Annotated in this window: 28 protein-coding genes; 19 read left to right on the forward strand and 9 right to left on the reverse strand. The window is 35.7% G+C overall.

Annotation, left to right across the window (positions count from 1 at the left end; genetic code table 11):
* Positions 1–564 carry a DUF2911 domain-containing protein gene (locus LOK78_RS12310; protein WP_166961290.1) on the forward strand — a complete coding sequence of 188 codons (564 nt, stop codon included), beginning with the start codon at positions 1–3 and terminating at the stop codon, positions 562–564.
* A 38-nt stretch (positions 565–602) separates the two neighbouring features.
* Here the strand turns inward: LOK78_RS12310 and LOK78_RS12315 are convergent, their stop codons facing one another.
* Positions 603–1,232 carry a 7-carboxy-7-deazaguanine synthase QueE gene (locus LOK78_RS12315; protein WP_053970390.1) on the reverse strand — a complete coding sequence of 210 codons (630 nt, stop codon included), beginning with the start codon at positions 1,230–1,232 and terminating at the stop codon, positions 603–605.
* Between the two features lie 136 nt (positions 1,233–1,368).
* Here LOK78_RS12315 and LOK78_RS12320 point away from each other — a divergent pair, with 136 nt between their 5' ends.
* The 7 genes from LOK78_RS12320 to LOK78_RS12350 all read left to right on the forward strand — a co-directional run bounded on the left by LOK78_RS12320 (position 1,369) and on the right by LOK78_RS12350 (position 6,715).
* Positions 1,369–2,895, forward strand: coding sequence for a helicase HerA-like domain-containing protein (locus LOK78_RS12320; RefSeq protein ID WP_232635112.1), 1,527 nt, complete (start codon positions 1,369–1,371; stop codon positions 2,893–2,895).
* 28 nt (positions 2,896–2,923) lie between these two features.
* Complete coding sequence (locus LOK78_RS12325; protein WP_232635113.1) at positions 2,924–3,475, forward strand: hypothetical protein; 552 nt, start codon at positions 2,924–2,926, stop codon at positions 3,473–3,475.
* Positions 3,476–3,479: 4 nt separating this feature from the next.
* On the forward strand, positions 3,480–4,457 hold the full coding sequence (locus tag LOK78_RS12330) for a YitT family protein (protein WP_232395435.1): 978 nt from the start codon (positions 3,480–3,482) through the stop codon (positions 4,455–4,457).
* The gene (locus LOK78_RS12335) at positions 4,454–4,819 is read left to right on the forward strand and encodes a cupin domain-containing protein (RefSeq protein WP_166961278.1); all 366 of its coding nucleotides are present in this window, start codon (positions 4,454–4,456) and stop codon (positions 4,817–4,819) included. Before LOK78_RS12330 ends, LOK78_RS12335 begins: the two co-directional genes overlap by 4 nt.
* Positions 4,820–4,893: 74 nt before the next feature.
* Positions 4,894–5,643 carry an alpha/beta fold hydrolase gene (locus LOK78_RS12340; RefSeq protein WP_232635114.1) on the forward strand — a complete coding sequence of 250 codons (750 nt, stop codon included), beginning with the start codon at positions 4,894–4,896 and terminating at the stop codon, positions 5,641–5,643.
* Between the two features lie 15 nt (positions 5,644–5,658).
* The gene (rluF, locus tag LOK78_RS12345) at positions 5,659–6,417 is read left to right on the forward strand and encodes a 23S rRNA pseudouridine(2604) synthase RluF (protein WP_232635115.1); all 759 of its coding nucleotides are present in this window, start codon (positions 5,659–5,661) and stop codon (positions 6,415–6,417) included.
* A 115-nt stretch (positions 6,418–6,532) separates the two neighbouring features.
* Positions 6,533–6,715 carry a hypothetical protein gene (locus LOK78_RS12350; protein ID WP_082316494.1) on the forward strand — a complete coding sequence of 61 codons (183 nt, stop codon included), beginning with the start codon at positions 6,533–6,535 and terminating at the stop codon, positions 6,713–6,715.
* An 8-nt stretch (positions 6,716–6,723) separates the two neighbouring features.
* Here the strand turns inward: LOK78_RS12350 and LOK78_RS12355 are convergent, their stop codons facing one another.
* The 5 genes from LOK78_RS12355 to LOK78_RS12375 form a co-directional block, all read right to left on the reverse strand.
* Positions 6,724–7,611 carry a bifunctional 5,10-methylenetetrahydrofolate dehydrogenase/5,10-methenyltetrahydrofolate cyclohydrolase gene (locus tag LOK78_RS12355; protein WP_053970156.1) on the reverse strand — a complete coding sequence of 296 codons (888 nt, stop codon included), beginning with the start codon at positions 7,609–7,611 and terminating at the stop codon, positions 6,724–6,726.
* Between the two features lie 44 nt (positions 7,612–7,655).
* On the reverse strand, positions 7,656–8,984 hold the full coding sequence (gene ffh, locus LOK78_RS12360) for a signal recognition particle protein (protein WP_053970157.1): 1,329 nt from the start codon (positions 8,982–8,984) through the stop codon (positions 7,656–7,658).
* A gap of 159 nt (positions 8,985–9,143) precedes the next feature.
* Positions 9,144–10,706 (reverse strand): T9SS type A sorting domain-containing protein, encoded by a 1,563-nt coding sequence (locus LOK78_RS12365; RefSeq protein WP_232635116.1) that lies wholly within the window; start codon positions 10,704–10,706, stop codon positions 9,144–9,146.
* Between the two features lie 256 nt (positions 10,707–10,962).
* Positions 10,963–11,394: a hypothetical protein gene (locus LOK78_RS12370; RefSeq protein WP_232635117.1), complete on the reverse strand. Its 432-nt coding sequence runs from the start codon at positions 11,392–11,394 to the stop codon at positions 10,963–10,965.
* A gap of 79 nt (positions 11,395–11,473) precedes the next feature.
* Positions 11,474–13,810, reverse strand: coding sequence for a LamG domain-containing protein (locus tag LOK78_RS12375; RefSeq protein WP_232635118.1), 2,337 nt, complete (start codon positions 13,808–13,810; stop codon positions 11,474–11,476).
* A 107-nt stretch (positions 13,811–13,917) separates the two neighbouring features.
* On the opposite strand from LOK78_RS12375, the gene LOK78_RS12380 reads away from it, so the two are divergent.
* From LOK78_RS12380 to LOK78_RS12390, 3 genes are read left to right on the forward strand one after another with little or no spacing between them, the layout of a single operon-like run.
* Complete coding sequence (locus LOK78_RS12380; RefSeq protein ID WP_232635119.1) at positions 13,918–14,433, forward strand: RNA polymerase sigma factor; 516 nt, start codon at positions 13,918–13,920, stop codon at positions 14,431–14,433.
* 51 nt (positions 14,434–14,484) lie between these two features.
* Positions 14,485–15,378 carry a FecR family protein gene (locus LOK78_RS12385; protein WP_232635120.1) on the forward strand — a complete coding sequence of 298 codons (894 nt, stop codon included), beginning with the start codon at positions 14,485–14,487 and terminating at the stop codon, positions 15,376–15,378.
* Positions 15,371–17,662: a TonB-dependent receptor plug domain-containing protein gene (locus LOK78_RS12390; protein ID WP_232635121.1), complete on the forward strand. Its 2,292-nt coding sequence runs from the start codon at positions 15,371–15,373 to the stop codon at positions 17,660–17,662. The genes LOK78_RS12385 and LOK78_RS12390 overlap by 8 nt, the downstream gene beginning before the upstream one ends.
* Here LOK78_RS12390 and LOK78_RS12395 read toward each other — a convergent pair.
* Together LOK78_RS12395 and LOK78_RS12400 are read right to left on the reverse strand one after the other, a co-directional pair.
* Complete coding sequence (locus LOK78_RS12395; RefSeq protein WP_166961266.1) at positions 17,657–18,136, reverse strand: hypothetical protein; 480 nt, start codon at positions 18,134–18,136, stop codon at positions 17,657–17,659. The genes LOK78_RS12390 and LOK78_RS12395 overlap by 6 nt on opposite strands.
* A gap of 78 nt (positions 18,137–18,214) precedes the next feature.
* On the reverse strand, positions 18,215–18,796 hold the full coding sequence (locus tag LOK78_RS12400) for an NUDIX hydrolase (protein WP_166961264.1): 582 nt from the start codon (positions 18,794–18,796) through the stop codon (positions 18,215–18,217).
* A 129-nt stretch (positions 18,797–18,925) separates the two neighbouring features.
* Here LOK78_RS12400 and pyrE point away from each other — a divergent pair, with 129 nt between their 5' ends.
* Together pyrE and LOK78_RS12410 are read left to right on the forward strand one after the other, a co-directional pair.
* Positions 18,926–19,570: an orotate phosphoribosyltransferase gene (gene pyrE, locus LOK78_RS12405; protein ID WP_232395427.1), complete on the forward strand. Its 645-nt coding sequence runs from the start codon at positions 18,926–18,928 to the stop codon at positions 19,568–19,570.
* 25 nt (positions 19,571–19,595) lie between these two features.
* Positions 19,596–19,991, forward strand: a complete 396-nt coding sequence (locus LOK78_RS12410; protein ID WP_232635122.1) for an SRPBCC family protein — start codon at positions 19,596–19,598, stop codon at positions 19,989–19,991.
* Here LOK78_RS12410 and LOK78_RS12415 read toward each other — a convergent pair.
* Positions 19,988–20,719 carry a biotin--[acetyl-CoA-carboxylase] ligase gene (locus LOK78_RS12415; protein WP_232635123.1) on the reverse strand — a complete coding sequence of 244 codons (732 nt, stop codon included), beginning with the start codon at positions 20,717–20,719 and terminating at the stop codon, positions 19,988–19,990. The genes LOK78_RS12410 and LOK78_RS12415 overlap by 4 nt on opposite strands.
* Before the next feature lie 94 nt (positions 20,720–20,813).
* Between LOK78_RS12415 and rsfS the strand changes: the two genes are divergently transcribed.
* The 6 genes from rsfS to LOK78_RS12445 all read left to right on the forward strand — a co-directional run bounded on the left by rsfS (position 20,814) and on the right by LOK78_RS12445 (position 25,652).
* Positions 20,814–21,185 (forward strand): ribosome silencing factor, encoded by a 372-nt coding sequence (gene rsfS / locus LOK78_RS12420; RefSeq protein WP_053970167.1) that lies wholly within the window; start codon positions 20,814–20,816, stop codon positions 21,183–21,185.
* An 8-nt stretch (positions 21,186–21,193) separates the two neighbouring features.
* Complete coding sequence (ftsH, locus tag LOK78_RS12425) at positions 21,194–23,185, forward strand: ATP-dependent zinc metalloprotease FtsH (RefSeq protein ID WP_232635124.1); 1,992 nt, start codon at positions 21,194–21,196, stop codon at positions 23,183–23,185.
* A 126-nt stretch (positions 23,186–23,311) separates the two neighbouring features.
* Positions 23,312–23,923, forward strand: coding sequence for an LUD domain-containing protein (locus LOK78_RS12430; RefSeq protein WP_053970169.1), 612 nt, complete (start codon positions 23,312–23,314; stop codon positions 23,921–23,923).
* 1 nt (position 23,924) lies between these two features.
* On the forward strand, positions 23,925–24,746 hold the full coding sequence (locus LOK78_RS12435; RefSeq protein WP_166961254.1) for a phosphatidate cytidylyltransferase: 822 nt from the start codon (positions 23,925–23,927) through the stop codon (positions 24,744–24,746).
* Positions 24,736–25,386 carry a phosphatidylserine decarboxylase family protein gene (locus LOK78_RS12440; protein ID WP_166961252.1) on the forward strand — a complete coding sequence of 217 codons (651 nt, stop codon included), beginning with the start codon at positions 24,736–24,738 and terminating at the stop codon, positions 25,384–25,386. The genes LOK78_RS12435 and LOK78_RS12440 overlap by 11 nt, the downstream gene beginning before the upstream one ends.
* Complete coding sequence (locus tag LOK78_RS12445; RefSeq protein ID WP_053970172.1) at positions 25,386–25,652, forward strand: acyl-CoA-binding protein; 267 nt, start codon at positions 25,386–25,388, stop codon at positions 25,650–25,652. Before LOK78_RS12440 ends, LOK78_RS12445 begins: the two co-directional genes overlap by 1 nt.

The following is a 25,652-nucleotide window of genomic DNA, read 5'->3' on the forward strand; positions in this document are numbered from 1 at the left end:
ATGAAAAAACACCTATTAAAAACCTCTCTATTTATTCTTTGCTTTTCACTTTTTTCTGTGGGAACCAGCGCCCAAGATTTTAAAGATTTGGACGTAAGTCCCATGGATGCTGCTGCATACCCTTCAAGCCACAATGAACCAAACAAACTGGTAAAAGTTATTTATAGTAGACCTCAACTAAGAGGAAGAACAGTAGAATCTCTAACTCCTTTAGAAAAAGTATGGAGAACAGGAGCCAATGAGGCTACAGAAATCACTTTCTACAAAGACGCTTTTTTTGGCGGAAAAGCCATAAAAAAAGGAACTTACTCTTTATTTTCCATTCCTGGAGAGAAGGAATGGGTCTTTATTATTAATAAAGATATAGATGTATGGGGTGCTTATAGCTACAATGAAGAAAACGACGTCTTAAGATGTACTGCTCCAGTGAGCTCATCTGAAGATTACCTTGAACCTTTTTCCATTGCATTTGCAGACGATGGAAGCATGTACGTGGGATGGGGAAATTTAAGAGTTATTGTCCCGGTAAAAGAGCAACCAAAACCTGAACAAGTAGAAGATTAAAAATAGAAAAGCCTTGATTACTCAAGGCTTTCTTTTTATTACGGAATATTTAAATATTTATGTGTTTGAAGTGACACTTTCCATTTGGGGTTATTCATAACATAATCAACTATCAATGGAATCACCTTATCGCGCTTACTCCATTCTGGTTGTAAGTACAAAATACAATTTTCGGAAACCTGAGCTGCCTGCTCTTCAGCAAACCGCAAATCATCTTTGTTATAAACGATCACTTTTAACTCATGAGCTTTCTCATAAACTTCTTTGGTAGGAAGCTTCATTTTTTTAGGCGACAAGCATATCCAATCCCACTCACCTGTCAAAGGGTATGCCCCAGAAGTTTCAATATGAATCCTTAGTCCTTTATTCTTTAATTGTCGTGTTATAGGCCCCATATCCCAAGTTAATGGTTCACCCCCTGTAATTACAATTGTATCACTGTACTTTGAAGCATTTTCCACTATTGTTGTAATTTCTGTAGGTGGATGCAATTCTGCATTCCAACTTTCTTTGACATCACACCAATGGCATCCCACATCACAACCTCCAACTCTTATAAAATAAGCCGCTGTACCCTTGTAAAATCCTTCTCCCTGAATGGTATAAAATTCTTCCATAAGAGGTAACATTTCACCTCTTTCTACCAATGCTTGCATCTCTTTTTTCATCGGCGCAAAGATAACCAATAACCCATTAGCCACTAGATATATTAGAAATATTTTACAGGTTTTAAATGATAATAACCCATTATCACCCATTTTAAACTTGATTAAAATTGTACTACTTTTATAAAAATTTTCAAGGATGGAAAGACAAGAACGTTTTTTAAATTTTATTCAAGAGGGTAACGCCTGCAAAGGAGATTTTATCACCGTTGGTTCGGCCATGTTAGATGGAGAAACCATTAAAAATGCGTTTGTCAACATCCCTTTAAAAACCATGAATCGTCATGGCCTTATTGCCGGAGCCACGGGAACCGGAAAAACAAAATCCCTTCAGGTTCTAGCAGAAAATTTGAGTGATAAAGGCATCCCTGTGCTTTTAATGGACATTAAAGGTGATTTAAGCGGTTTAGCCAAACCAAGTCCTGGACATGCAAAAATCGATGAACGACATGAGCAAATAGGTTTGCATTTCACTCCAAAATCATTTCCTGTTGAAGTTATGTCACTTTCCGAACAAGGTGGCGTAAGATTGAGAGCTACCATTAGCGAATTTGGCCCTGTTCTTATATCAAGGATCCTTGGTGTTACCGAAACTCAAGCTGGAATCATATCGGTTATTTTCAAATATTGTGATGACAACAAGCTACCTTTACTGGATTTAAAAGACTTTAAAAAAATCCTTCAATATGCCACTAATGAAGGTAAGGATGAATTCCAAGAATCCTACGGTAGAATTTCAACTGCTTCTACTGGTGCCATTTTAAGAAAGATTATTGAAATTGAACAACAAGGCGGCGATCTATTTTTTGGAGAAAAATCTTTTGACACGCAAGATCTTTTGAGAATAAATGACCAGGGTCAAGGCTACATCAATATCATTAGATTAACAGATATCCAAGACAGGCCTAAACTTTTCTCAACATTTATGTTGAGCCTTTTGGCAGAAATTTATTCGACCTTTCCAGAACAAGGCGACTCAGGAAGACCTGAGTTGGTCATCTTTATAGATGAAGCCCATTTGATTTTCAATGAAGCATCAGATGCCTTACTAGATCAAATAGAAAGTATTGTCAAACTAATTAGAAGTAAAGGAGTTGGTTTATATTTTGTCACCCAAAATCCAACCGATGTTCCAGAAGCCGTTTTAAGTCAACTAGGATTGAAGGTACAACATGCCTTAAGAGCTTTTACGGCTAAAGACAGAAAAGCTATCAAACTTACTGCTCAAAATTATCCAGACTCAGAATATTATGATACTGTTGACGTTCTCACCTCACTAGGAACTGGAGAAGCCTTGGTTTCTGCACTGGATGAAAAAGGTCGTCCAACACCATTGGCTGCCACCATGATGAGAGCTCCAATGAGCAGAATGGACATTCTTACTGAAAAAGAATTAAATACACTATTAAGCGAATCTAAACTAGTATCCAAATACAATGAGACCATAGATCGCGAAAGTGCCTATGAAATGTTGTTGGAGAAGATTGAAAAAGCTGAACTAGAAGAGACTAAAAGAAAAGCCAAAGAAGAAAAGGAAAAATTTGAAAAGGCAAAAACGAGAAAATCCTATTCATCAAACAACCGGCAAAATCCGATTGTCAAAGTACTTACCAGCCCTACGGTAATAAGAAGTGTATTAGGAATTTTAGGAAAAATGATTAAATAATATATCTATATAACAACAATTCAATTTTATGAAAAAATACCCCTTTATTATAACTGCTTTAGCTTTAATAACCATGGGATGTAAAAGAACCCAAGACCCTTTTGAAATTGACAAAGGACATATTGGTTTACTTACAGATTCTACTCAAGTGAAAGACATCAAATCTTTATTTTCGAATGATTCGGTTGTAATTCTAACTGGTAGAGATGCCATGATGAACCCGAACAAAGGCATCGAAATATTTGATAAGGAAGGCAAGTCATTACTTGAGCTAACCGCTAAATCTAAAAATGACTCTACCTCTACTATTTCAACAGTAAAGGTGATCGACCCAAGATTCAAAACTCCAAAAGGGATCAATGTAAATAGCACTTTTGGCGATTTGGAAAAAAACTATAAAATATCAAAAATTGAAACCACTTGGAGGAATGTTGTGGTTTTTGTTAACGAATTTGATGGTTTCTTTACTATCGAAAAATCAGAATTGCCTGGAGAACTTCAATTTGACCAAAATGCTAAAATTGAAGCCATCCAAATACCTGATCAAGCAAAAATCAAGTACTTCATGATAGGTTGGTAAACCAATGAACCCTTTTTTCTCTAAAATACTAGCAGATATCGCCCGAAAAAAGCTTAAAGCAAAAGCTCCTTCGGCACCCATAACTAAACGGCAACTTGTACCTGCCATTAGGTCCCTAAAGGTGGAAGTCTCACATGCTACTAAGGAATCACTTTATATCATTATTGGGGTGTTTTCTGCTGGTTTTGGATTGAAAGGTTTTTTACTCCCCAACGGATTTATTGACGGCGGAGCTACAGGTATTTCGCTTTTATTAGAGAACATTACAACAATAGAGTTAAGTTTTTTACTCATTCTTGTTAACCTTCCTTTTTTAATTTTGGGCGCTAAAACCTTTAATATCAAATTCGCTATTAAAAGTATGGCTGCCATTGCCTTCTTGGGATTTGTTGTTCATTATTTCAATTACCCAACCATTACTGATGACAAATTACTTATTGCTGTTTTCGGTGGTTTTTTCCTTGGATTAGGAATTGGAATGTCCATAAGAGGTGGAGCTGTAATTGACGGGACTGAGGTCTTAGCTATCTTTTTAAGCAGAAAGCTCTCTTTAACGGTTGGTGATGTTCTGTTACTTATAAATATTGTTATATTCTCCTTTGGAGCTTATATGCTCTCTATTGAAATTGCACTCTATGCCATTTTAACCTATTTGGCAGCAGCAAAAACAGTAGATTTTGTTGTAGATGGCGTTGAGGAATATGTAGGAGTAACCATTATATCTAAAGAGCATGAAGCTATTAGAGACATGCTTATTGAAAAGCTAAGACGGGCCTGCACTATTTATGCAGGAAAGGGCGGATATGGAAGTGAGGGAAAAAGCTATGATAAGGACATAATCTATACCGTTGTTACCCGCTTGGAATTAGCAAAACTGCACACTGAGATTGACAAAATAGACAGCAAAGCCTTTATTATAATGTCCTTGGTTAAGGATCTGAAAGGCGGGATGATTAAACGTAAACCTCTAGAAAAAAAATGAAAAAATTCATCATACAAACTGAACCATTCGTAGTCCCTACAACTGACGGAAAAATCATTAAAGAACATTTTGGAAACGCCACTGATGGTAATTCGGAAATAAGTATCGCTCATATGATTGCTCCTTCTGGATGGAGTGAACCATTTCAAACCCCAGAATTTGATGAATACACGTTGGTCCTTAGAGGTAAAAAACAATTTATTATTGAAGGAGAAACTGTGGTTTTAAGTGCTGGCCAATCCATTAAAATTCAAAAAAATACCCGAATCCAATATTCCAATCCATTTGCTGAACCTTGTGAATATGTTGCTATTTGTTTGCCTGCCTTTTCCATGGATGCAGTGCATAGAGAAGAGAAGTAAAAATGATTATTCAAAAACTTATTGGATTTAAAATAAATTCGGTCAGCCTTTTTTCATCAAAATTAGCTGGTAGGATGGCCCTGTTCCTTTTTACAAAGCCATTAAAGGGAAAAATCAACGAGGAACAATCTGACTTTTTGGATTCGGCCTTCCATGAAGAATTAAACCATCAAGGAACTCCAATTATGACCTACCGTTGGTTAGGAACCAAAAAAACGGTTCTATTAGTACACGGATGGGAAAGTAATTCTGCGAGATGGCGAGCTATTATACCAGAACTTCAAGCAAAAGGTCATACAGTCGTAGCACTAGACGCTCCAGCCCACGGACGGTCGGGAAGCAGAAGATTTAATGCCTTATTGTATGCCGAATTTATCAACGAAGCTACAAAAAGATTCCATCCAGAAATCATTGTAGGCCATTCCGTAGGAGGAATGGCTTCGGTTTATTATTTACACAAATACCAACCCCCTTCTGTAAAAAAAGTAGTGCTTTTGGGAGCCCCATCTGAATTTTCAGATATCATTAGTCGGTATTTTCTAATGATGGGTTACAATAAAAAAACCATAAACGCCATTAAAAAAAGAATCAAAGATAAATATGGCATTGAGGTGGATGATTTCTCTTCTGTAAAGCACCTTAAAACCATTCTTTCAGAAGGTTTAATTATCCATGACAAAACAGATCCTATTATACCTTACGAAGATGCCGTTTTAATAAATTCCAATTTTAAAAACAGTACCTTGATAACAACCGAAGGATTTGGTCATTCGCTTTATGATGAAAGTGTCTCAAACCACATATATCACTTTATAGAAAGTTAGACTATCTTTGCAGCCATGGAAGACAACCAAGTAAGAATAAATAAATACTTGAGCGAAGCTGGATATTGCTCCAGAAGGGAAGCTGATAAATTAATTGAACAGGGCCGCATTACCATAAATGGACAAGTCCCAGAAATGGGAACTAAAGTATCTCCCGGTGATCAAGTTTTTGTTGACGGAGAGCTAATTTCCAACAAAAAGAACGATTTCACCTATTTGGCTTTCAATAAACCTGTGGGCATTGTTTGTACGACAGATACCCGAGTTGAAAAAGACAATATCATTGACTTCATCAATTACCACAAACGCATTTTCCCTATTGGAAGACTGGACAAACCTAGTGAAGGCCTTATCCTATTGACTGATGATGGAGATATTGTCAATAAAATTCTTCGGGCCTCAAACAATCACGAAAAAGAATACATAGTCACAGTTGACAAACCCATTTCCCAAACTTTTATTGAACGAATGTCTCAAGGCGTTCCTATTCTTGATACGGTTACAAAAAAATGCCACGTTGAGAAGATAGACTCCTTTACTTTTAAAATTATCTTGACTCAGGGATTGAATCGCCAAATTAGAAGAATGTGTGAATATTTGGATTATGAAGTTCAGACCTTAAAGAGGGTACGTATTATGAATATTCCTTTGGATGTACCCATTGGAAAATACCGTAAATTAACGGATCAAGAACTAAAGGACCTCAATAAATTACTTGGGGAATCTAAGAAACATTTCACAGAAAAAACAAGACCCAGACGCTCCAGGAGATAGCACTTCAGTTGTTAAAACTTTTATAACTACCCTTTTAATCAGGAAATAGTATCCTATCTTGATGCTATATTAACACGTAATCCCTTATTGATTACTTTAAAACCATCATCAATTTATGATACGTATATTAGCAATCATCCTAACCGTTGGAGGTATGATAGGACTCGTCTTAGGAGTACTTGGTATTTTTGGAAATAACCTCATATCCTTAAGCCCTTGGGCATTAACAATCTTAGGATTTATATTTTTCCTATCTGGAGTTTCTATGCTTAAATATCGCAGGGACAAACCAGCGTAGAGCAAATTCTATTTTTTGCTTTTTAGGTGTCTTTCCCTAGCCAATAACGTATTTTTCATAAGCATGGCAATGGTCATCGGCCCTACACCACCAGGAACAGGGGTAATGAAGCTTGCCTTTTTACTTACGTTTTCAAAATCTACGTCACCAGTGATGCGATAACCTTTTGCCGTGGACTCATCAGCAACTCTAGTGATTCCAACATCGATAATGACTACGTCATCCTTTACCATTTCGGCTTTAAGGAAACCTGGAACCCCAAGTGCAGTAATGATGATATCAGCTTGAGACGTTATTTGGGAAATGTTTTTGGTATGACTGTGCGTTAAGGTTACAGTAGAATTCCCTGGAAATCCTTTTCTACCCATAAGAATACTCATAGGACGACCAACGATATGACTACGTCCAATAACCACAGTATGCTTACCTTGGGTCTCTACTCCGTAGCGCTCCATAAGCTCTAAAATCCCAAATGGCGTAGCTGGAATGAAAGTACTCATATCCAAAGCCATCCTTCCAAAATTCATAGGGTGGAATCCATCGACATCCTTATCTGGATCAACAGCCAAAAGCACTTTTTGGGTATCGATTTGTTTTGGTAAAGGCAATTGAACAATGTATCCATCTATTTCTGGATTGGCATTCAATTCTTGAATTTTTTCCAACAACTCAATCTCACTGGTTGTACTAGGCATTTTCACAAGTGTAGATTCAAATCCTACCAACTCACAAGCTTTAACTTTGCTACCCACATAGGTTAAACTAGCGCCATCATTTCCAACCAAAATTGCAGCCAGGTGAGGAACTTTTTCTCCTCTAGCTTTCATTCTATCTACTTGTTCTGCGATCTCAGCCTTGATATCGCTACTTGTTTTCTTACCGTCTAAAATTGTCATATCCTGTTTGTTGAGTTGTATTTATAAATAAAAAATATGAGGGATTACCTCATATTTTTCATCATTTGCATCATTTGTTTGCCGCGGCCTCCTTGCATCATCTTCATCATTTTGCTCATCTGATTGAATTGCTTCAATAACTGATTCACTTCTTGAACCGATGTCCCAGAACCCTTTGCTACACGTTTTTTTCTAGTAGCATTCAAAACAGAAGGTGTTGATCGTTCTTCTGGAGTCATGGAATGGATTATTGCTTCGATATGCTTGAAGGCATCATCATCAATATCAATATCTTTCATCATTTTACCAGCACCTGGGATCATGCCAATCAAATCCTTCATGCTTCCCATTTTCTTGATTTGCTGTATCTGACTTAAAAAGTCATCAAATCCAAATTGGTTTTTGGCAATTTTCTTCTGAAGCTTACGCGCTTCTTCTTCGTCATATTGTTCCTGAGCTCTTTCCACTAAAGACACAACATCTCCCATCCCCAAAATACGGTCTGCCATACGCGAAGGATAGAACACATCAATCGCATCCATCTTCTCGCCTGTTCCAATAAACTTGATTGGTTTATCTACAACAGACTTAATTGAAATGGCGGCTCCTCCTCGGGTATCACCATCCAACTTGGTTAAAATAACACCATCAAAATTCAAGACATCGTTAAAGGCCTTTGCCGTGTTCACTGCATCCTGACCAGTCATGGAATCAACCACAAATAAAGTTTCCTGTGGCTGAATCGCCTTATGGATGTTTGAGATTTCGGTCATCATGGCCTCATCAACAGCCAAACGACCAGCGGTATCTATGATAACCACATTGTGTCCATTTGCCTTAGCGTGGGCAATACCTGCTTGTGCAATGGCAACAGGATCTTGATTTCCTTTATCACTAAAAACCTCGACATTTATTTGGCCACCAACCACATGTAACTGATCAATCGCAGCTGGACGATACACGTCACAGGCAACCAATAAAGGTTTTTTGGTCTTCTTATTTTTTAAATAGTTTGCCAATTTACCAGAGAAAGTCGTTTTACCAGACCCTTGTAAACCAGACATCAAAATAACAGATGGATTCCCAGATAAATTGATTCCTTCGGCATCACCACCCATCAATTGGGTCAATTCATCTTTTACAATTTTCACCATTAATTGACCCGGCTGGAGAGTTGTCAAAACATCTTGACCTAAGGCCTTCTCCTTAACCCTATTGGTAAATTCTTTGGCAATTTTAAAGTTAACATCGGCATCCAGCAACGCTCTTCTAACCTCTTTTAAGGTTTCCGCTACATTGACTTCGGTAATACTCCCGTGTCCTTTTAATACGTGTAACGCCTTATCTAACTTCTCACTTAAACTATTAAACATATGTTACTTGAAATTTTAAGAAGTGCAAATTTAAACATTTTAATGTGTTTATACGAATAAAAAAGACTGCATAGAGCAGTCTTTTAAATGAACCTATTCAATTCACTGATTCTCTATTAATCAAACCGTTTTAAAAATTATTAATTCAAAAAAGAATTATCAAATCTTAAATATTTTACTAGTCTGTATTTTACCATTATTCATCATTACTTGAACAATATAAAACCCTTGCTTTAGATGACCAATATTTATATTTTTATTTAAAGGCTTTTGCTTAAATACTTGCTGACCACTTGAATTAAAGATTTTTACTTCAAAAATGTCTTGATTTGATTTCAAGTTTAATACGTCTTTTACAGGGTTAGGGTAAAAACCAAAAACATATTCTGAGTCAAACAATTCATCATCAGATAAAGTTATACTATTACCAAACTTAACGACCGTGTAATTAATTTCCATAACAGCATAAACATTCTCATTCGAATCCAATACTAGACCCATAGGTAAGACTCCTTCGTTATTATAGGTAGTTGACCACTCAAACCCATTAGTTGTAGAAAATGCATATAAAAACATTTCTGCTGGTGCACCTCCTTGATTATCAGAAGTACCTGAAACATAATAATTGCCTGAGGGAGCTACCTCAACATTATAAACCCAATTGTTAGATTGATTAAGTGAATAAATACCATCTGAAACAATTGTTCCATTTGAGGTTAAGACCTCAGCAACGTATAGTTTTCCACCTCCAGAGACAGACCAATTAGTCCCCGATATTACCAAATTACCATTCGGTAACATTTTAAGTCTTCCTGAGGTAGAATCTTGATTAGGTAACGGATAAGTAATTACAAAAACTGTATTTCCTGATAAATTATACTTAACCAAACCTACATTTAAATTATCGTTGACATCATAAATTTGGACTAAAGCATAGGTGTTTCCTGAAGAGTCCATAACAACATCTGTTCCCCATGTTTGGTCAGCTCCAGTTGTAGGTGTTGACCATAACTCATTTCCTGAACTATCCCAAGCCACTAACCTATTATCAAAATCAGAAAATGCGGCTTTTCCAGTTAAAACTACTCTTCCATTATTATAATCCATATTCCTCACCAAATGAACATTGCTAAAGTTTTTTGTTCGGCTCCAAAGAAGATTCGCATTATTATCAAATTTCAACAGAACATATCCTGATGTAATATTATCAACAGTACCAGTTGTTGCCACATATAGATTACCATTTTCATCAATTTCAGCTTTATTCCTATGGCCTAAATTTGTATTAGCACCCGAACCAAATACACCATCAACCGTTGTATTATTCAATAGATTTCCATTATTATCATACTTCAAAACCTTAATTGCATTTGGCACTTGATTTGATCCTGAGAGTGTAAATCTGTAGCCTACTACAAATATATTATCATTACTATCCGTACCCACCCAAGTTACACTATGGTAGTTGTTAGTTAAACCTGTAGCTATAGATTCCTCCCAAATAAGATCTCCTAGTGGTGACAATTTTTGAGTATTAATGTATTCGTTATAGGCGGTAGTTGGACCACCATTTCCTACTGAAATGATTTGGTTTTGTGAATTCCTGGTTATAGACTTTCCCTGTGTCAAATAATTTGGATTTATATATTCCCATTCAACACTTTGAGAAGAAGCCATATTACATAAAAACAAAACAAATACTAAAAGAATGATATTTCTCATACTAGATTTCGATTAAAAGAGCAGGAAATATATGGTTAGATTAAGGGTTTCTAAATGTAATTATTTGTCTTTTAATATGTAAGACTTTTTTTTATTTTATAAGTCTGTTTTTTAAAAAAAAGCACATGCTAAATCCAACATCAAATACGAGAATCAAACATGTGCTTAATTTTATGGCTTTAAAAGCCAAAGGAAAAGCTTAAGTAGATAAATTGCTATTAATTACACTTTTCCTGTCACCAACCAAAAACTGAGATTATTGTTTTTCAAATGTTAATAAATCAGTCCCTCCATTTCCACCACTTACATCTCTCAATTCTATTTTTGAAGAAGTATAACTCAATATCTCCCAATCATCAGTTAAATCAGCAAAGTCTGCTGGAGAGGAGAAATTAATATTGAAATGTAGATCGTCAGGGCTATCATCATTACTGTTACTATCTGTTACAGACCAGGTTCCGGTTACCGTTGTACTACCATTAGTGGCCGTCAAAGCACCACCATTTCCAAAGGTAAAAGTATAACCCGTAAAGTTACTAGTCTCTTCACTATCAGTATCAAAAAAATAAGTAATTACCCAATTTCCTGATTGTGCAGTATCAACTACTTCTTGGGTTGAATTGGAACTGTTTGGGGAGTCATCATCACTCGATGAACAAGACAATACCAACATTGTGAGTGATAACATTATTACTGATGCAAAATTAAAAGTGGTTTACATGTGTTTACTGTTTTTAAGTTTTAGTTATTGATTAATTAATTTTGTATTATAAGCATTGGTAACATTCTCCTTCAAGGCTATAAAGATCTCCTACTTCGTTATCGCTCAAGGTTCTTTTATAGACCCTTAAATCATCTAAAGCACCAGTAAAATCATCACCTAACAAATAATTTGACAAAGGATCTGAATCTATATCAAAATTAGAATTCTCGTCTATATTTCTCAAAACACCATCACGATAAAGTCGTATAGTATTATTGGAATCTCTAGTAACCACAAGATGGTGCCAATCGGAATTATCCCATACTACATCAACCTCTTGATTCCAATCATTATCCCAAAGACCATATCCGCTTGTAGTATCGCTTACCAAAGGTGTATTTAAATCATATACTGCCAATTGGAATCCTTCTGAAAATCCTTCTCCTTTTTGAAAGAGGGTCTCCAAATTCCCAGCATCATCATTTTGCATTTTAAACCATAAGCTCACCGAAAAATCATCACCCTGAACCAATGCATTTCCATCAGTTACAGGAATACTAAAGGAATCTTCACCTGTAAAAGCAACAGCACAGGTAGGATTGCCATCTCTATCCATTACAAACTCATTACTAATGTTTTCAGCCACATTGCCACTTATCAAATCCTTAGCCTCATTGGAAAACGGCATGTAAAGAACCAAATCATTAGTTAGAATCCCTGGATTAGCACAATCATCACAAGTACTCTCAAGAACCATAGTACCCTCACTATTAAGAGCTTCCAACATTAAGCTATTTTCCTCACAAACCACTACAGCCCAATTACCCGTAATAGCTTGAATATTTGGTCCCGCAACATTATTAAAAGTGACCACCACACCGGCAGTTGGTGTTTGGGATGTTGACCAAATAGCCGTTGTATCTAGACCATTTCCTATGATATTAAAAGTTCCATCTCCATTAAATGTAAGTTCATAAACCACCAAATCATCACTGCCATTATAGTTCACTATATTCCAAGTACAACTCTGTAAATAACCATCAACATCTACTTCTGAACATTCAGCGGCACATTCAACAGCTTCTAAATGAATTTCAAAAACTTGAAAATTACCACTATTATTTTCTATTCTTAAGTAGACGGTTTGTGGATTCATTTGATTTGAAAAATTACTTGCTGCAGGAATTTGATTTACTGCCATTTCTGCATCAGGCATAGTCATATAAAACGAAGGAGTGAAATCTACATCGCAAATAATGTTTCCTAAAACTTGGGTTTCCAAATCGAAAAGAGCCACTCCATCCCCATCGTAATCACAGGCCGTGATAGTCATGTCATCAAAACAATTGAAGGGATTTTCTATTTCTGTGCAGTCTTGGGAGATAATAAACTCTATGGTTCCAGCAACCGACTCTTGAGTCATAATAAACTCGCTTGTATTACATGTTTCTATCAACCAAGATCCATTCATAACCTCGGCACCCCAGCCAATTTCCGAGATATCTAATACGACTCCTGCACCAGCGTCAGTAGTTGAGGTACCCCAATTAAAGTCACCAAAACTCACCGTTGTATCTCCATCAACCATATAGGCTGTACCGTTCTCATCAAAATAGATCATATAATTTGCAAAAGTTTCAGCGTCTCCTGCTACAGATATCACATTCCAGTGACATTCGGTTAAATAGGCATCCACTTGCTCCTCGTTACAATTAACATAATCACAATCCTCTTCAGCACTGTTAATAGCTTCTTCCAAAGCTTGATTGCTATTAACTTCTATAGTATTACCATTAGCATAAACCAAAGTCACCGGAAAGTTTAAACTTGCTAAAACCACATCATTCTCAGAGCCTTCCAAGCTTTCCAAAAATGCATAAAGAGCTTCATCACTATTAATTTCAATCGTATCAACTATTTGAAAATCGGTATTATAAATGGAGAAAGAAATGGGATATTGAAAATCAACACATTCAATGACTTCAGGCTCTTCAAAACATTCAGAAATAAGGGCGTCCAATTGCTCTTGGTTTTCAATGATAATTTCGGAATAGTCTCCCATTACCACAGTAATTGGGAAAGTAAACTCCACTTCATCACTCGTTGGCGTGAATAGTTCTTCAACCATCCACAAATCATCTAAAGAGCCAATTGTGATGGTGGTTTGGTTCACGGTAACCGTGACAGGCAATACAACCTCAGTACAACTGGAATTATCTAGAAGATTATCAACAGAACCATCATTGGTTACGGCCATATTCATTAAAACCACCAGATTGGATTCCGATTCCAAAATATTTTCGGCTGGGGGGGTTTCAATAATGACTTCTTCATCTTGGCAAGAAAAAACCAACATAGATAAAACTAAAAAAGTGAGTGAAAATTTTAAAAGTGATTGCATAGCTTTAAATTTTTAAAAGACGTGTTTGAATATGAAACAGTTAAATTTCAAAATCTCCTACCTTCAAATTACATTTTTTTTACATTTACACATACTAATCCTCCAAAATGCCCAAAGATTTACAAGATCATATTTGTGATGACGCCCTATTTTCAAAGGCTTTCAGGACCCATGCAGACCATTTATACAAATTTCTATTTTACAAGTTTGGATCGCAATTAAATCCTAAAGATAAAGTACAGGAAGCTTTTATAAAGTTATGGGAAAATTGTAAAAAGGTACCACCAAGCAAAGCAAAAAGCTACCTATTCACCGTTGCCAACAATTTAATGTTGAATGAGGTCGCCCACCAAAAGATCGTTCTCAAACATCAACAAACCCAGCAAAAGTCTCAAACAAATGAATCGCCAGAGTTTTTGATGCAAGAAAAAGAATATCAGGAGAAGTTGGAAAAGGCCATAAACAATTTGTCAGAGGCACAGCGGGTAGCATTTTTAATGAACCGGGTAGAAGGAAAAAAATTCAAGGAAATTGCATTCATTCTGGATATTTCAGTAAAGGCCGTAGAAAAAAGAATTTATGGCGCTTTGGAAAAATTGAGAAAAGACATCAAAGAAATTTAAAAATAAGGTAGGGTTTTTATTAAGTGAACTGTTATATAGATATCAAAGATTATGGACAGAGAGCAATTAATACATAAATGGTTAAATCACGAGCTTACTCCTGAGGAGTTTGAAGCCTTTAAATCTCTGGATGATTATGAGGAGTTAATGAAACTGTCTCAAAATCTTCAGTCTTATAAAGCGCCCTCATATGATTTGAACCAAGAACTTGCCATAGCCCTAAATAGGAAAAACGAAACTTCAAAAAAAAGAAGTTGGATGGTTCCTTTCATGAAATTTGCAGCGGTTTTGGTAATTTGCTTGGGTATCTTCTATGTCCTTACCACACAGCCTACTTCCACTCATACTTCTATAGCGGAAAGAGCAGAACTGGAGCTTCCTGACGACTCCCACGTCACCTTGAATGCTTTATCAAATTTAACTTACAATAAAAACAACTGGAAGAAGGAAAGAAAAGTAAACCTTGATGGAGAGGCCTTTTTCAAGGTTGAAAAGGGATCCAGGTTTGAAGTGATCACCAATTTTGGAATTGTCTCTGTTTTGGGAACACAATTCAACATCAAACAAAGAGAACAATTTTTTGAAGTAATATGCTATGAAGGGTCTGTCAATGTTTTATATAAACAGAATAATACTGTTTTGAAAAAGGGAGACACTTTTTTAATAATCGATGGGGAAATTTTAGCTACAGAAAAAGAAAACAAAAAACAGCCTTCATGGCTTGACTATTTAAGTTCGTTTAAAAGTATGCCTTTTAGGGAAGTGATTGCCGAAATGGAACGCCAATATGACGTCTCAATCAAAGTCAAAGGTATGGATCTCAAAACGCCTTTTACCGGAAGCTTTCCAAACAACAACTTAGAAGTCGCCTTAAAGACTATTAGTAAACCCCTACAATTGAATGTCAAACAAAAAGGTCAAACCATTATTTTAACGCGTGATTAGAACTCGAATCGGCTATTTTTTCTTGATATTCTTGAGTAGTATGGTTATGCTTTACGCTCAAGACAACCTCAATGAAAAAAGACCCTTGACCGAGGTTCTTGAAATTCTTGAATCTAAATTTCAAGTGCGTTTCTCATATGCCGACGACACCATTCTTGACAAATTTGCAATGGCACCAAATCCAGAGTTAACACTAAGTGAGGCTCTTAATTCCATTTCAAACCAAGTCAACATAACTTTTGAAATAATCAATAACACCTTTATAGCGGTTCAATCGGTTGAAAACACCTTATTCACAACCCAAAACCTCAATGAAGTTCTGCTCACAAATTATTTGACTTCCGGTATAACTTTAAACAAACAAGGTGATATTTCTATTAAACCTGAAGCTTTTGGTATTCTGCCAGGATTAATTGAACCAGATGTCTTCCAAACCATACAAGCACTACCAAGCATTACCAGTATAGATGAAACGGTTTCAAACATCAATGTTCGAGGAGGCACCCATGACCAAAACCTGATACTTTGGGAAGGTATTAAAATGTATCAATCTGGTCACTTTTTCGGAATGATTTCAGCAATAAATCCTCATACCATTAAGCAAATTGATATTTTTAAAAATGGAAGCAGTGCCAAATATGGCGATGGCGTTTCTAGTATTTTAGACATGGAAACAAAAGGGTCTTTAGGAAATAATTCACAAGCTTCTTTTGGGATTAATATGACTCATATCGATGGCTATACTGAAATTCCTTTGGGGCAGAACACTCAAATTAGCATATCCGCCAGACGTGCTATAACCGATTTCCTAAATACACCCACCTATCAAGACTATTTTGACCGTGTCTTCACCTATTCTGATTTGAATTCTGATAATTCTAGAAGCCAAGACGAAACATTCTACTTTTATGATGCCTCAGTAAAAATCTCACATCAATTAACAGATAAAGACCAATTGAACATTTATGGATTGACCATGAAAAATCAATTGGATTACCGAGAACAATCCATGATAGATTTGTCTTTATCTGAATCGAAAAGCAACCTTTCCCAGGAAACTTTTGCCGGTGGTATTTCACATACAAGAATTTGGAATTCAAAATGGAAAACAAATATTGAAGTCACAGCCTCAAACTACTTGCTTGACGGCACCAATTTTGATATTGTAAACAATCAACGCTTGATTCAAGAGAATCAGGTTAAGGAAAATACCATTAAGTTTGAATCAGATTACCTAATACATCCCAACTTGAAATTAACTGGAGGATATCAGTTTTTTGAAACGGGAATCAGTAATTTGGAAGACATCAACAATCCAGATTTCAGAAGATATATTAAAGAAGTCCTTCGCTCCCATGCAATTTATGCCGAAGGGAGTTTTCAAACCAAAAATCACCAAACCTATTTCAAACCAGGAGTACGATTTAATTACATTCCAAAGTTTGACAAATTCCTTTTGGAGCCCAGATTGCGCTTTGGACAGCGTTTTTTAAACCATTTCCGATTGGAAGTTTTGGGTGAGCTAAAAAGTCAAAACACTTCACAAGTCATAGACCTTCAACAGGATTTTTTGGGCATTGAAAAACGTCGGTGGATATTGGCCAATGATACCTCTGTGCCCATTATTAGAAGTAGGCAAATTTCAACCGGCATTCATTTTAACAGAAATAAGTTATTAGTTAGTGGTGAAGTTTTCATGAAAAAGGTAGAAGGGATAACAACTCGAAGCCAAGGATTTCAAAATCAATATCAATTTGTAAATGCCACCGGATCCTATAACACCAAAGGAGTAGATTTTTTAATTAATAAAAAGTTTAGAGCATTTAGTTCTTGGATGGGATATTCATATAGTATAAACAATTACCATTATAGAGATCTCAATGATGGAAAAGATTTTCCTAATAACGTGGATATAAGACATCAAATAAAACTGGCTTCCACATACAGTATGAATAATTTCAAATTTGCTTTAGGTTTGAATTGGCATTCAGGGAAGCCCTATACCTCTCCTATGTTTGAAGAGTCAGACGCTAGTATCATTAGTTACAATACACCCAACGCCGAAAGAATCAGTGATTATTTCCGTGTGGATCTTTCCGCCACTTACGACTTCAACATTTTCAAGGACAAAAAAGGCTTTGTAGGAATGTCTGTTTGGAATTTACTTGACAGGAAAAACACAATCAATCGATATTACATCAGAGATGCTTCTCAAAACTTAAAAAAAGTAGATATAAAATCTTTGGGACTGACACCTAATGTCAGTTTAAGAATATATTTATAGATCCTCGGTTCTTTCTAATTTCAAGTAATCGATTTGGCCACCAGAGTGGTGAACTACCAATTCGATTTCATTTGTTGTATAATTTGAAATATTCCAAGTTTTGTTCAAAACCTTCATTTGACTGGGAGTTGCAAAGTAAACACGGAAATCAATATTTTGGAACTTAGTTTCTGCTGTTTCCTTAATACTTCCATCAACAGCCCAAGCACCAGAATACTTGGAATTCCTTTTATTGAGAACTTCTAAACTTCCATCTGGATTAAAGCTAAAAGACATTTTTTGAAATGCTTCGGTTTTATCAACTCCAGACTCCAAAAAATAGGAAACTTCCCAACTTGTAGATCGAGCTGTAAGTTCAATATCTTTCATTATGACAGCTTGAGACATTTCTGCCTCATCCCTACTACATTGTGTTGACATTAAAGAAAAACCCAACATAAGGCATAATCCAAAAAAACATGTTTTTCTTAACATTTAAGCAATTTTTTATTTTAAATCGACCTCTAAGATACTAAATCCTAGTGAAAAACCTTAAAAAGACCATTTCATTTTTCACACCAACGCTCTAATATTAGCATAGGAGTTTTCCATAGCCTTTTCGGCTTCTTGTTCACTTAACCAAGAAACCTTAGTGATTCCTTCGTTCTCTTGTGGATTTAGATGGCCTGTATAACTGGTTTTCATCTCAAACCAATGGGTCACCTTAATACGGTTCCTTCCATTCCTCTTAAAAATATGGTAGGTAATTTGAAGTGGCCTTATAATTTCAAGTCCCAACACGCCCGTTTCTTCTTCAACCTCACGTATCGCCGTTTCTTCAATGGATTCCTTCTTTTCTGCCTTTCCTTTGGGCAAATCCCATTTATCATTGCGATAGATAAATAATACTTCCCCACTTTCATTGTACACTTTGCCACCTCCAGCTATAACGTTTGGCAACTTTTTAAGAAACTTCTTCAGTAATTTATCCTTATTCTTATGAATCAAACGCACCTCCTTTAAAGATGTCTTGTTTAATTCCCTAATCACTTTATTGACATTTACCGAATTAAGCAAATAGTTTTTAAAGTCTGTTTCCTTTTCGACTTTAGTTGTCAAAACTATAGGCTTATCGTTTACAAAAACCTTATACATATGCGGGGTTTTGAATCCTATCTTTTGTAAAAGTATTAATTTTTAAATCATAGCAAACAGAAACCTATATTAATTCTAAATCTTATCAAGACCAGAATATTATTTTAAAAAAAGTGTATTTTTGTTGTCATGATTTTCAACAAACACACCGCAAGAAAAACTGCAGAAGTTTTATTGCAAGTCAACGCTATTAAACTACAACCCAAGAATCCCTTTACTTGGGCATCAGGCTGGAACTCACCTATTTATTGTGACAACCGCATCGTTTTGTCATATCCTCCTATTAGGAACTACATCAGGGAAACCATGGCTAAACAAATTGAAAAACAATTTGGAAAACCAGATGTCATTGCTGGAGTTGCTACGGGAGCCATTGGTATAGGTATGTTGGTTGCAGAATATATGGGCCTACCTTTCATCTATGTAAGACCAGAGGCTAAAAAACATGGGCGCCAAAATCAAATTGAAGGTCATGCAGAAGGTGGTGCTAATGTGGTGGTGGTTGAAGATTTGATTAGCACAGGAATGAGCAGCTTAAATGCAGTTAAAGCCTTAAGAGACGCCCACTTGAATGTTAAAGGAATGATTGCCATTTTTTCATATGGCTTTGATATTTCCAAAAAGAATTTTGAAAAGGAAAAAGTGACGCTTAGCACTCTAGGAGACTATGAAACCCTCCTAGAGCAAGCACTTGACACTAATTACATCTCTCAAAAAGACCTGACAACTTTGTCAGATTGGAATGCTAATCCAAGTGAATGGAACGCTAATTGATTAAAGCATTTCTAAACAACAAAAAATGAACTTAGAATCACCCAAAGTAAGCATAGACAAATCGCCTCAAGAGGTATTTGATTTTTTATCAAAAATTGAAAATTTCGAAAAATTAATGCCTGAAAGCATTAGCAAATTTGAAGTTCTTAATGAAGATACGTTTCTCTTTGCCTTAAAAGGCATGCCAGAAATCACACTTCAAAAAAAGCAGCTGAACGCCCCTAACCAAATCGTTTTGGGTGCCGGAGGAGGAAAAATTGATTTCACCCTAACCGGAAACATAGAAGAAACTGGTGCTGAACAAAGTGAATTGCAATTGGTTTTCAATGGCTCATTTAACCCTATGATGGCCATGATGATCAAAGGCCCTATCACGAAATTTATAGAAACTTTGGCCACCAATATCCCAAAAGCTATTTAATAAAGTAATTTAATTTCTTTAACCTCATACCCCTTAATCTTCTCATCTTCCAAGAGAACCTGAAGATTACCATCAGGACTTACAGAGGTAATGATACCCGTAAATATAGAACCTTCAGCATCTTGAAATGTTGAAGGTTTATTTTTTCTAAACAAATAAGAATGGTATTCATCATACACTTGTCCATACTCATCGGCTTCTAATTTTTGAAAATAGTGCTTTAATTCATCCAAAATCAAATAAAGTATTTCATCCAAATCAAATAGCTTACCCGTTCTAACCAATAAAGAGGATGCTTGCGGCAAATCTTGAAAATCTGATTGGTTGACATTGAGTCCAACTCCAATAATTGTAGCTTTAAGCTTACCTTGCTTTATGATATTTTCAATTAAAATTCCACAAATTTTCTTATTCTCTGACAAAATGTCGTTAGGCCATTTAATAGCCAATTTGGGAATATTCAACTTTTCTAGAGCTCGTTTGACACTTAAAGAAGAAACCATACTTAGATAAAAACTGTGCTCAATTGGTAGAAACGAAATATCCTTAATGGAGCTAAACATAAGGTTTTTAGCCGATTCCGAAGCCCAGACACTTCCCATCTGTCCTTTTCCCTTGGATTGAAATTCAGCAACCACCGTTGTAAAATCTTCTAGAAGACTGTCACTACTTAACTGCCTTAAAAAGGTGTTTGTTGATTCAGTGGCATTAAGTTTGATTATACGCATATAATTTGGTTATCTTAGTACTGAAATTTCTTATGAAAAATTTAAAGTATAAAGAACTAAAAAATAATAACTTTGCACAAATTAAAACATATTAATGGCGAAAAAGGAATCTAATGCTGATCTACTGATAGCAACTATTTTAAGTGGAATTGAAGATGTCAAGGGGAAAGAAATCAATATTTTAGATTTACGGGAGATTGAAAACACAGTTTGCGACTACTTTATCATTTGTGAGGGGACTTCGAATACGCAAGTAAGTGCCATTGTAAACTCAATCCAGAAAAAAGTTAGTAAAGAATTAAAAGACAAACCATGGCACGTGGAAGGCATGGATAATGCTGAATGGGTTTTAATGGATTATGTCAACGTGGTTGTACATGTTTTCCAAAAACACGTTAGGGAGTATTATGACATAGAAAGCCTTTGGGGTGATGCGAAAACAACAATTATCGAAACGAATTATTAAAGAAATTAATGGCAGCTAACAAAAATAATCCTAAGAATAAAAAACCAAAATTCAGTCCTTATTGGATTTATGGAATCCTGATAGCTATGTTTATCGGGCTTCAACTTTTTAGTGGTGGCGGCTTACAAGATGCTAGCACTACAACGCCTTCACAATTTATTCAATATCTCAAGGATGGTGATGTTCAAAAGGTAGAAATAGTCAATAAACGTGAAGCAAAGGTTTACTTAACTACCGAAGCTGAATCAAAAGAAATACATAAAAATTCAAAACCTACATCTTTACTACCTTCAGCCACTAAATTACCGAACTACAAGTTTGAATTTGGAGATTTAGCAAATTTTGAGGATCAAATTAATGATGTCATTAAAAATGAAAACTTGGATCCAGCGCCAAAAGTTGTTTACAAAACAGAACAAAATGTTTGGGGCGACTTTTTAATCAGCATGCTTCCTTTCATATTACTAATAGGTGTTTGGATTTTTATCATGAGAAGAATGTCTGCTGGAAGCGGAGGTGGTGCTGGAGGGCAAATTTTCAATATTGGAAAGTCGAAAGCCAAATTATTTGACGAAAATACCGAGGTGAAGGTTTCTTTTAAAGATGTTGCCGGACTAGAAGGAGCTAAAGAAGAAGTTCAGGAAATCGTTGACTTCTTAAAGAACCCAGAAAAATACACCTCTTTAGGAGGAAAGATTCCAAAAGGAGCCTTATTAGTAGGTTCTCCGGGAACAGGTAAAACATTATTGGCTAAAGCTGTTGCGGGAGAAGCCCAAGTACCATTTTTCTCTCTTTCAGGATCTGATTTTGTGGAAATGTTTGTAGGTGTTGGTGCCTCAAGAGTAAGAGACTTATTTAAACAAGCTAAAGAAAAATCTCCATCCATAATCTTTATTGATGAAATTGACGCCATAGGTAGAGCGAGAGGGAAAAACAATTTTTCAGGTTCTAATGATGAGCGCGAAAACACATTAAACCAATTGTTGACAGAAATGGACGGTTTTGGGACTAATACCAATGTCATTGTATTGGCGGCAACCAACCGAGCTGATATTCTTGACAAGGCTTTAATGCGTGCAGGTAGATTTGACAGACAAATTTTTGTTGATCTTCCAGATGTGAGAGAGCGTAAAGAAATATTTGAGGTTCATTTAAGACCTCTTAAAAAAGATAAGGATTTAGATCTTGACTTTTTATCAAAACAAACTCCAGGATTCTCTGGTGCAGATATTGCCAATGTTTGTAACGAAGCTGCTTTAATTGCCGCTAGAAAAGGAAAGAAGAGCGTTGGGAAGCAAGATTTCCTTGATGCTGTAGATAGAATTATTGGAGGTCTTGAGAAGAAAAATAAAATCATAACTCCTGAAGAGAAAAAAGCCATTGCTTTTCACGAAGCTGGACATGCTACTGTGAGTTGGATGTTGGAGCATGCTGCTCCACTAGTCAAAGTTACAATCGTTCCAAGAGGAAGATCTTTAGGTGCCGCTTGGTACCTGCCAGAAGAACGACTTATTGTAAGGCCAGAGCAAATGCTTGATGAAATGTGTGCTGCCATGGGTGGTCGTGCTGCTGAAAAGGTCATCTTTGATAAAATCTCAACAGGAGCTCTAAGTGATTTGGAAAAGGTAACCAAACAAGCAAGAGCTATGGTAACCATTTACGGACTGAGTGATAAAGTTGGAAATTTAACTTATTACGATTCCAGTGGACAAAATGACTATGGTTTTACCAAGCCTTATAGTGAAAAAACGGCGGAGTTGATTGATAAAGAAATTTCTGATATCGTTGAAGAACAATACCAAAGAGCCATCAATTTATTAACCCAACACAAAGATAAGTTGACCGAATTGGCTGAAGTTCTTCTAGAAAAAGAAGTTATTTTCAAGGACAATCTAGAGAAAATTTTCGGTAAGCGTCCCTTTGCAAAAGAGGAAGAGCTAGCAGAAATGGATAACTTGGAAGACAACAATGAACCTATTGAGGTTAATGAAGAAAAGTAATTCTCGAAAAGTCTTTTATATTTGTTAACCTTATTCAAAAATCTTAATTTAACGATAACGTTAGGTTAAGATTTTTTATATTTGAAAAAAGCCGCGAAAACCAGATTTTAATAGCAAAGAAACTAAATGAGTCTATTTAGAAAACTTTTTGGTTCCAAAACAGATCATTCGGAAGAAGAAATTAAGTCGAATGAACGAAGCAAATACATGCCAGAAGTTAAGTTGCCAGTAGACGAAAGATTTACCATAAATTTCAAGCGAAATGGAGGTAAATTTTTGTACTGTGAAGACTTGAATGAAATCTTTGATGCATTAGAAAACATCATTCATGAAAACCAATGGATGAACAAACAGGTTATGGTTATTGACAATAACCTCAAGGATACTTTCAAGAACTTTGAGGTTAAAATGACAACATCAGCTCAAGATTCAGAATTCTTCTTGACTACCTGTGAAAATCTAATCGCAGATGATGGTTCCTTACTAATTTCGTCCAATCAAATCGCTGAAAAAAAATTAGGCGAGTTCCCTGATCACTTTGTTGTTTTCGCTACAACTAGTCAGATAGTTGAAAGCATAAGTGAAGGACTGAGGGGAATCAAATCAAAAAATAAGAGACAGATTCCAACTAACATTACCACTATTAAACATTTCAAGGCCACTTCTTCTGAAGAAGATTTTATGACCTACGGAAGCCATTCTAAGGATCTATACCTCCTACTCCTAGAAGACCTTTAATATGAAAGAAGTTCTCATCAGATCATTTTCTGGATTGTTATACATATCCTTACTCATTTGTTCTATGTTTTTTGAACATGCGTTGGTTATTGTATTTTTTATTTTTGGACTCATTTGTATGGCTGAGTTTAGAAAACTAATCCATTACAAATCCTATGTGCCCTTTATTTCCTTTTCAATCTTATATCTGATCTTCGGATTTTGGCCGTTTGTCATGAAAACAGATTCAGGATTAAAGGAGGCCACACAAATACTTCATGTCATTACTATTTTTGTCCAATTATTTTTGATTAAAGATTTATTCACTCACAAGAATATACCTCTATTCATTTCTAAGCGGGTTATACTTACCACATTTTACTTATCCAGTGGATTTGTATTTATGATTCTTATTTCAAAGTTTAAGGAAGTCTATAATCCTTATGTCCTCTTAGGATGTTTTATCCTGGTTTGGACTAATGACACTTTTGCTTATTTAGTCGGAAAAAATTTTGGAAAACAGAAGTTATTTGAGAAAGTATCTCCAAAGAAGACAGTTGAAGGCTTTTTAGGAGGTTTGTTTTTTTCCTGTGTGGCAAGTTATTTTATTGCTACCTTTACAGATACTTTTAGCTTTACCAAATGGCTATCCTTAGGTATAATTATAGCGGTTTTTGGTACGTTAGGAGACTTAATAGAATCTAAGTTTAAAAGACAGGCAAAAGTAAAGGACAGCGGAGTTATTATGCCTGGTCATGGAGGGTTATTAGACCGATTGGACAGTATGATTTTTGCATCACCTTATATCTTTTTGTTTTTACAATTATTTAAATATGTTTCATAAAGAAGGACATAAAATTATTTTAGGGACTTTCATTTTAATTATTGCCCTAACCATCCTTGTAGAATTTACCATTTCGCTATCATGGCTTCGTGTTTTATTGGAAATCGCACTTTTGGTGTTTTTTGTCCTCATCCTTCAGTTTTTCAGAAATCCAAAAAGGATTTTTGCTTCCAATGAAGCTCAAGTTTTAAGTTGTGTAGACGGTAAGGTAGTTGTCATTGAGGAAGTATTTGAAAAAGAATATTTTAAGGACCAAAGACTTCAAGTCAGTGTTTTTATGTCACCTGTCAACGTGCATGTTACTAGATATCCTATTACAGGAAAAGTACTATTTAGCAAATACCATCCAGGAAAATATTTAGTGGCCTGGCATCCTAAAGCCAGTGAAGAAAATGAACGTACAACGGTTGTTGTTGAAAACCCAACTTTTGGGCCAATACTGTATCGACAAATAGCCGGCGCCTTAGCAAAGCGCATTGTAAATTACGCTGAAGAAGGACAAGAAGTTCTACAAAGTACAGATTCTGGATTTATCAAATTTGGGTCAAGAGTAGATTTATTTTTACCTTTAGATAGCAATATCAAGGTTGCTTTAAATGAGGTGGTCAAAGGAGGTATTACGGTTATTGCAGAAAAATAATGACTGCAGAGGATTTAGATAAAACATTTCAAGATGCCGTAGAACGCATTAACAAACACAAGGAACCATTCCCAGCAGATTTCCTATTACGCCTTTATGCCTATTACAAAAAGGCCACCAATGACTATGGTCGCCCTAACAGCAAAAAGCAAATAATAAATGCTTTTAAAACAAATGCCCTATTTCAAGTGCAAAATGTTTCTCCTGACGAAGCGAAAAGAAAATATATTGAACTTGTAAATAACTACTTCCTTTATAGAAAGTAA

This window comes from Mangrovimonas futianensis, assembly GCF_021245805.1.
Lineage (GTDB): Bacteria > Bacteroidota > Bacteroidia > Flavobacteriales > Flavobacteriaceae > Mangrovimonas > Mangrovimonas futianensis.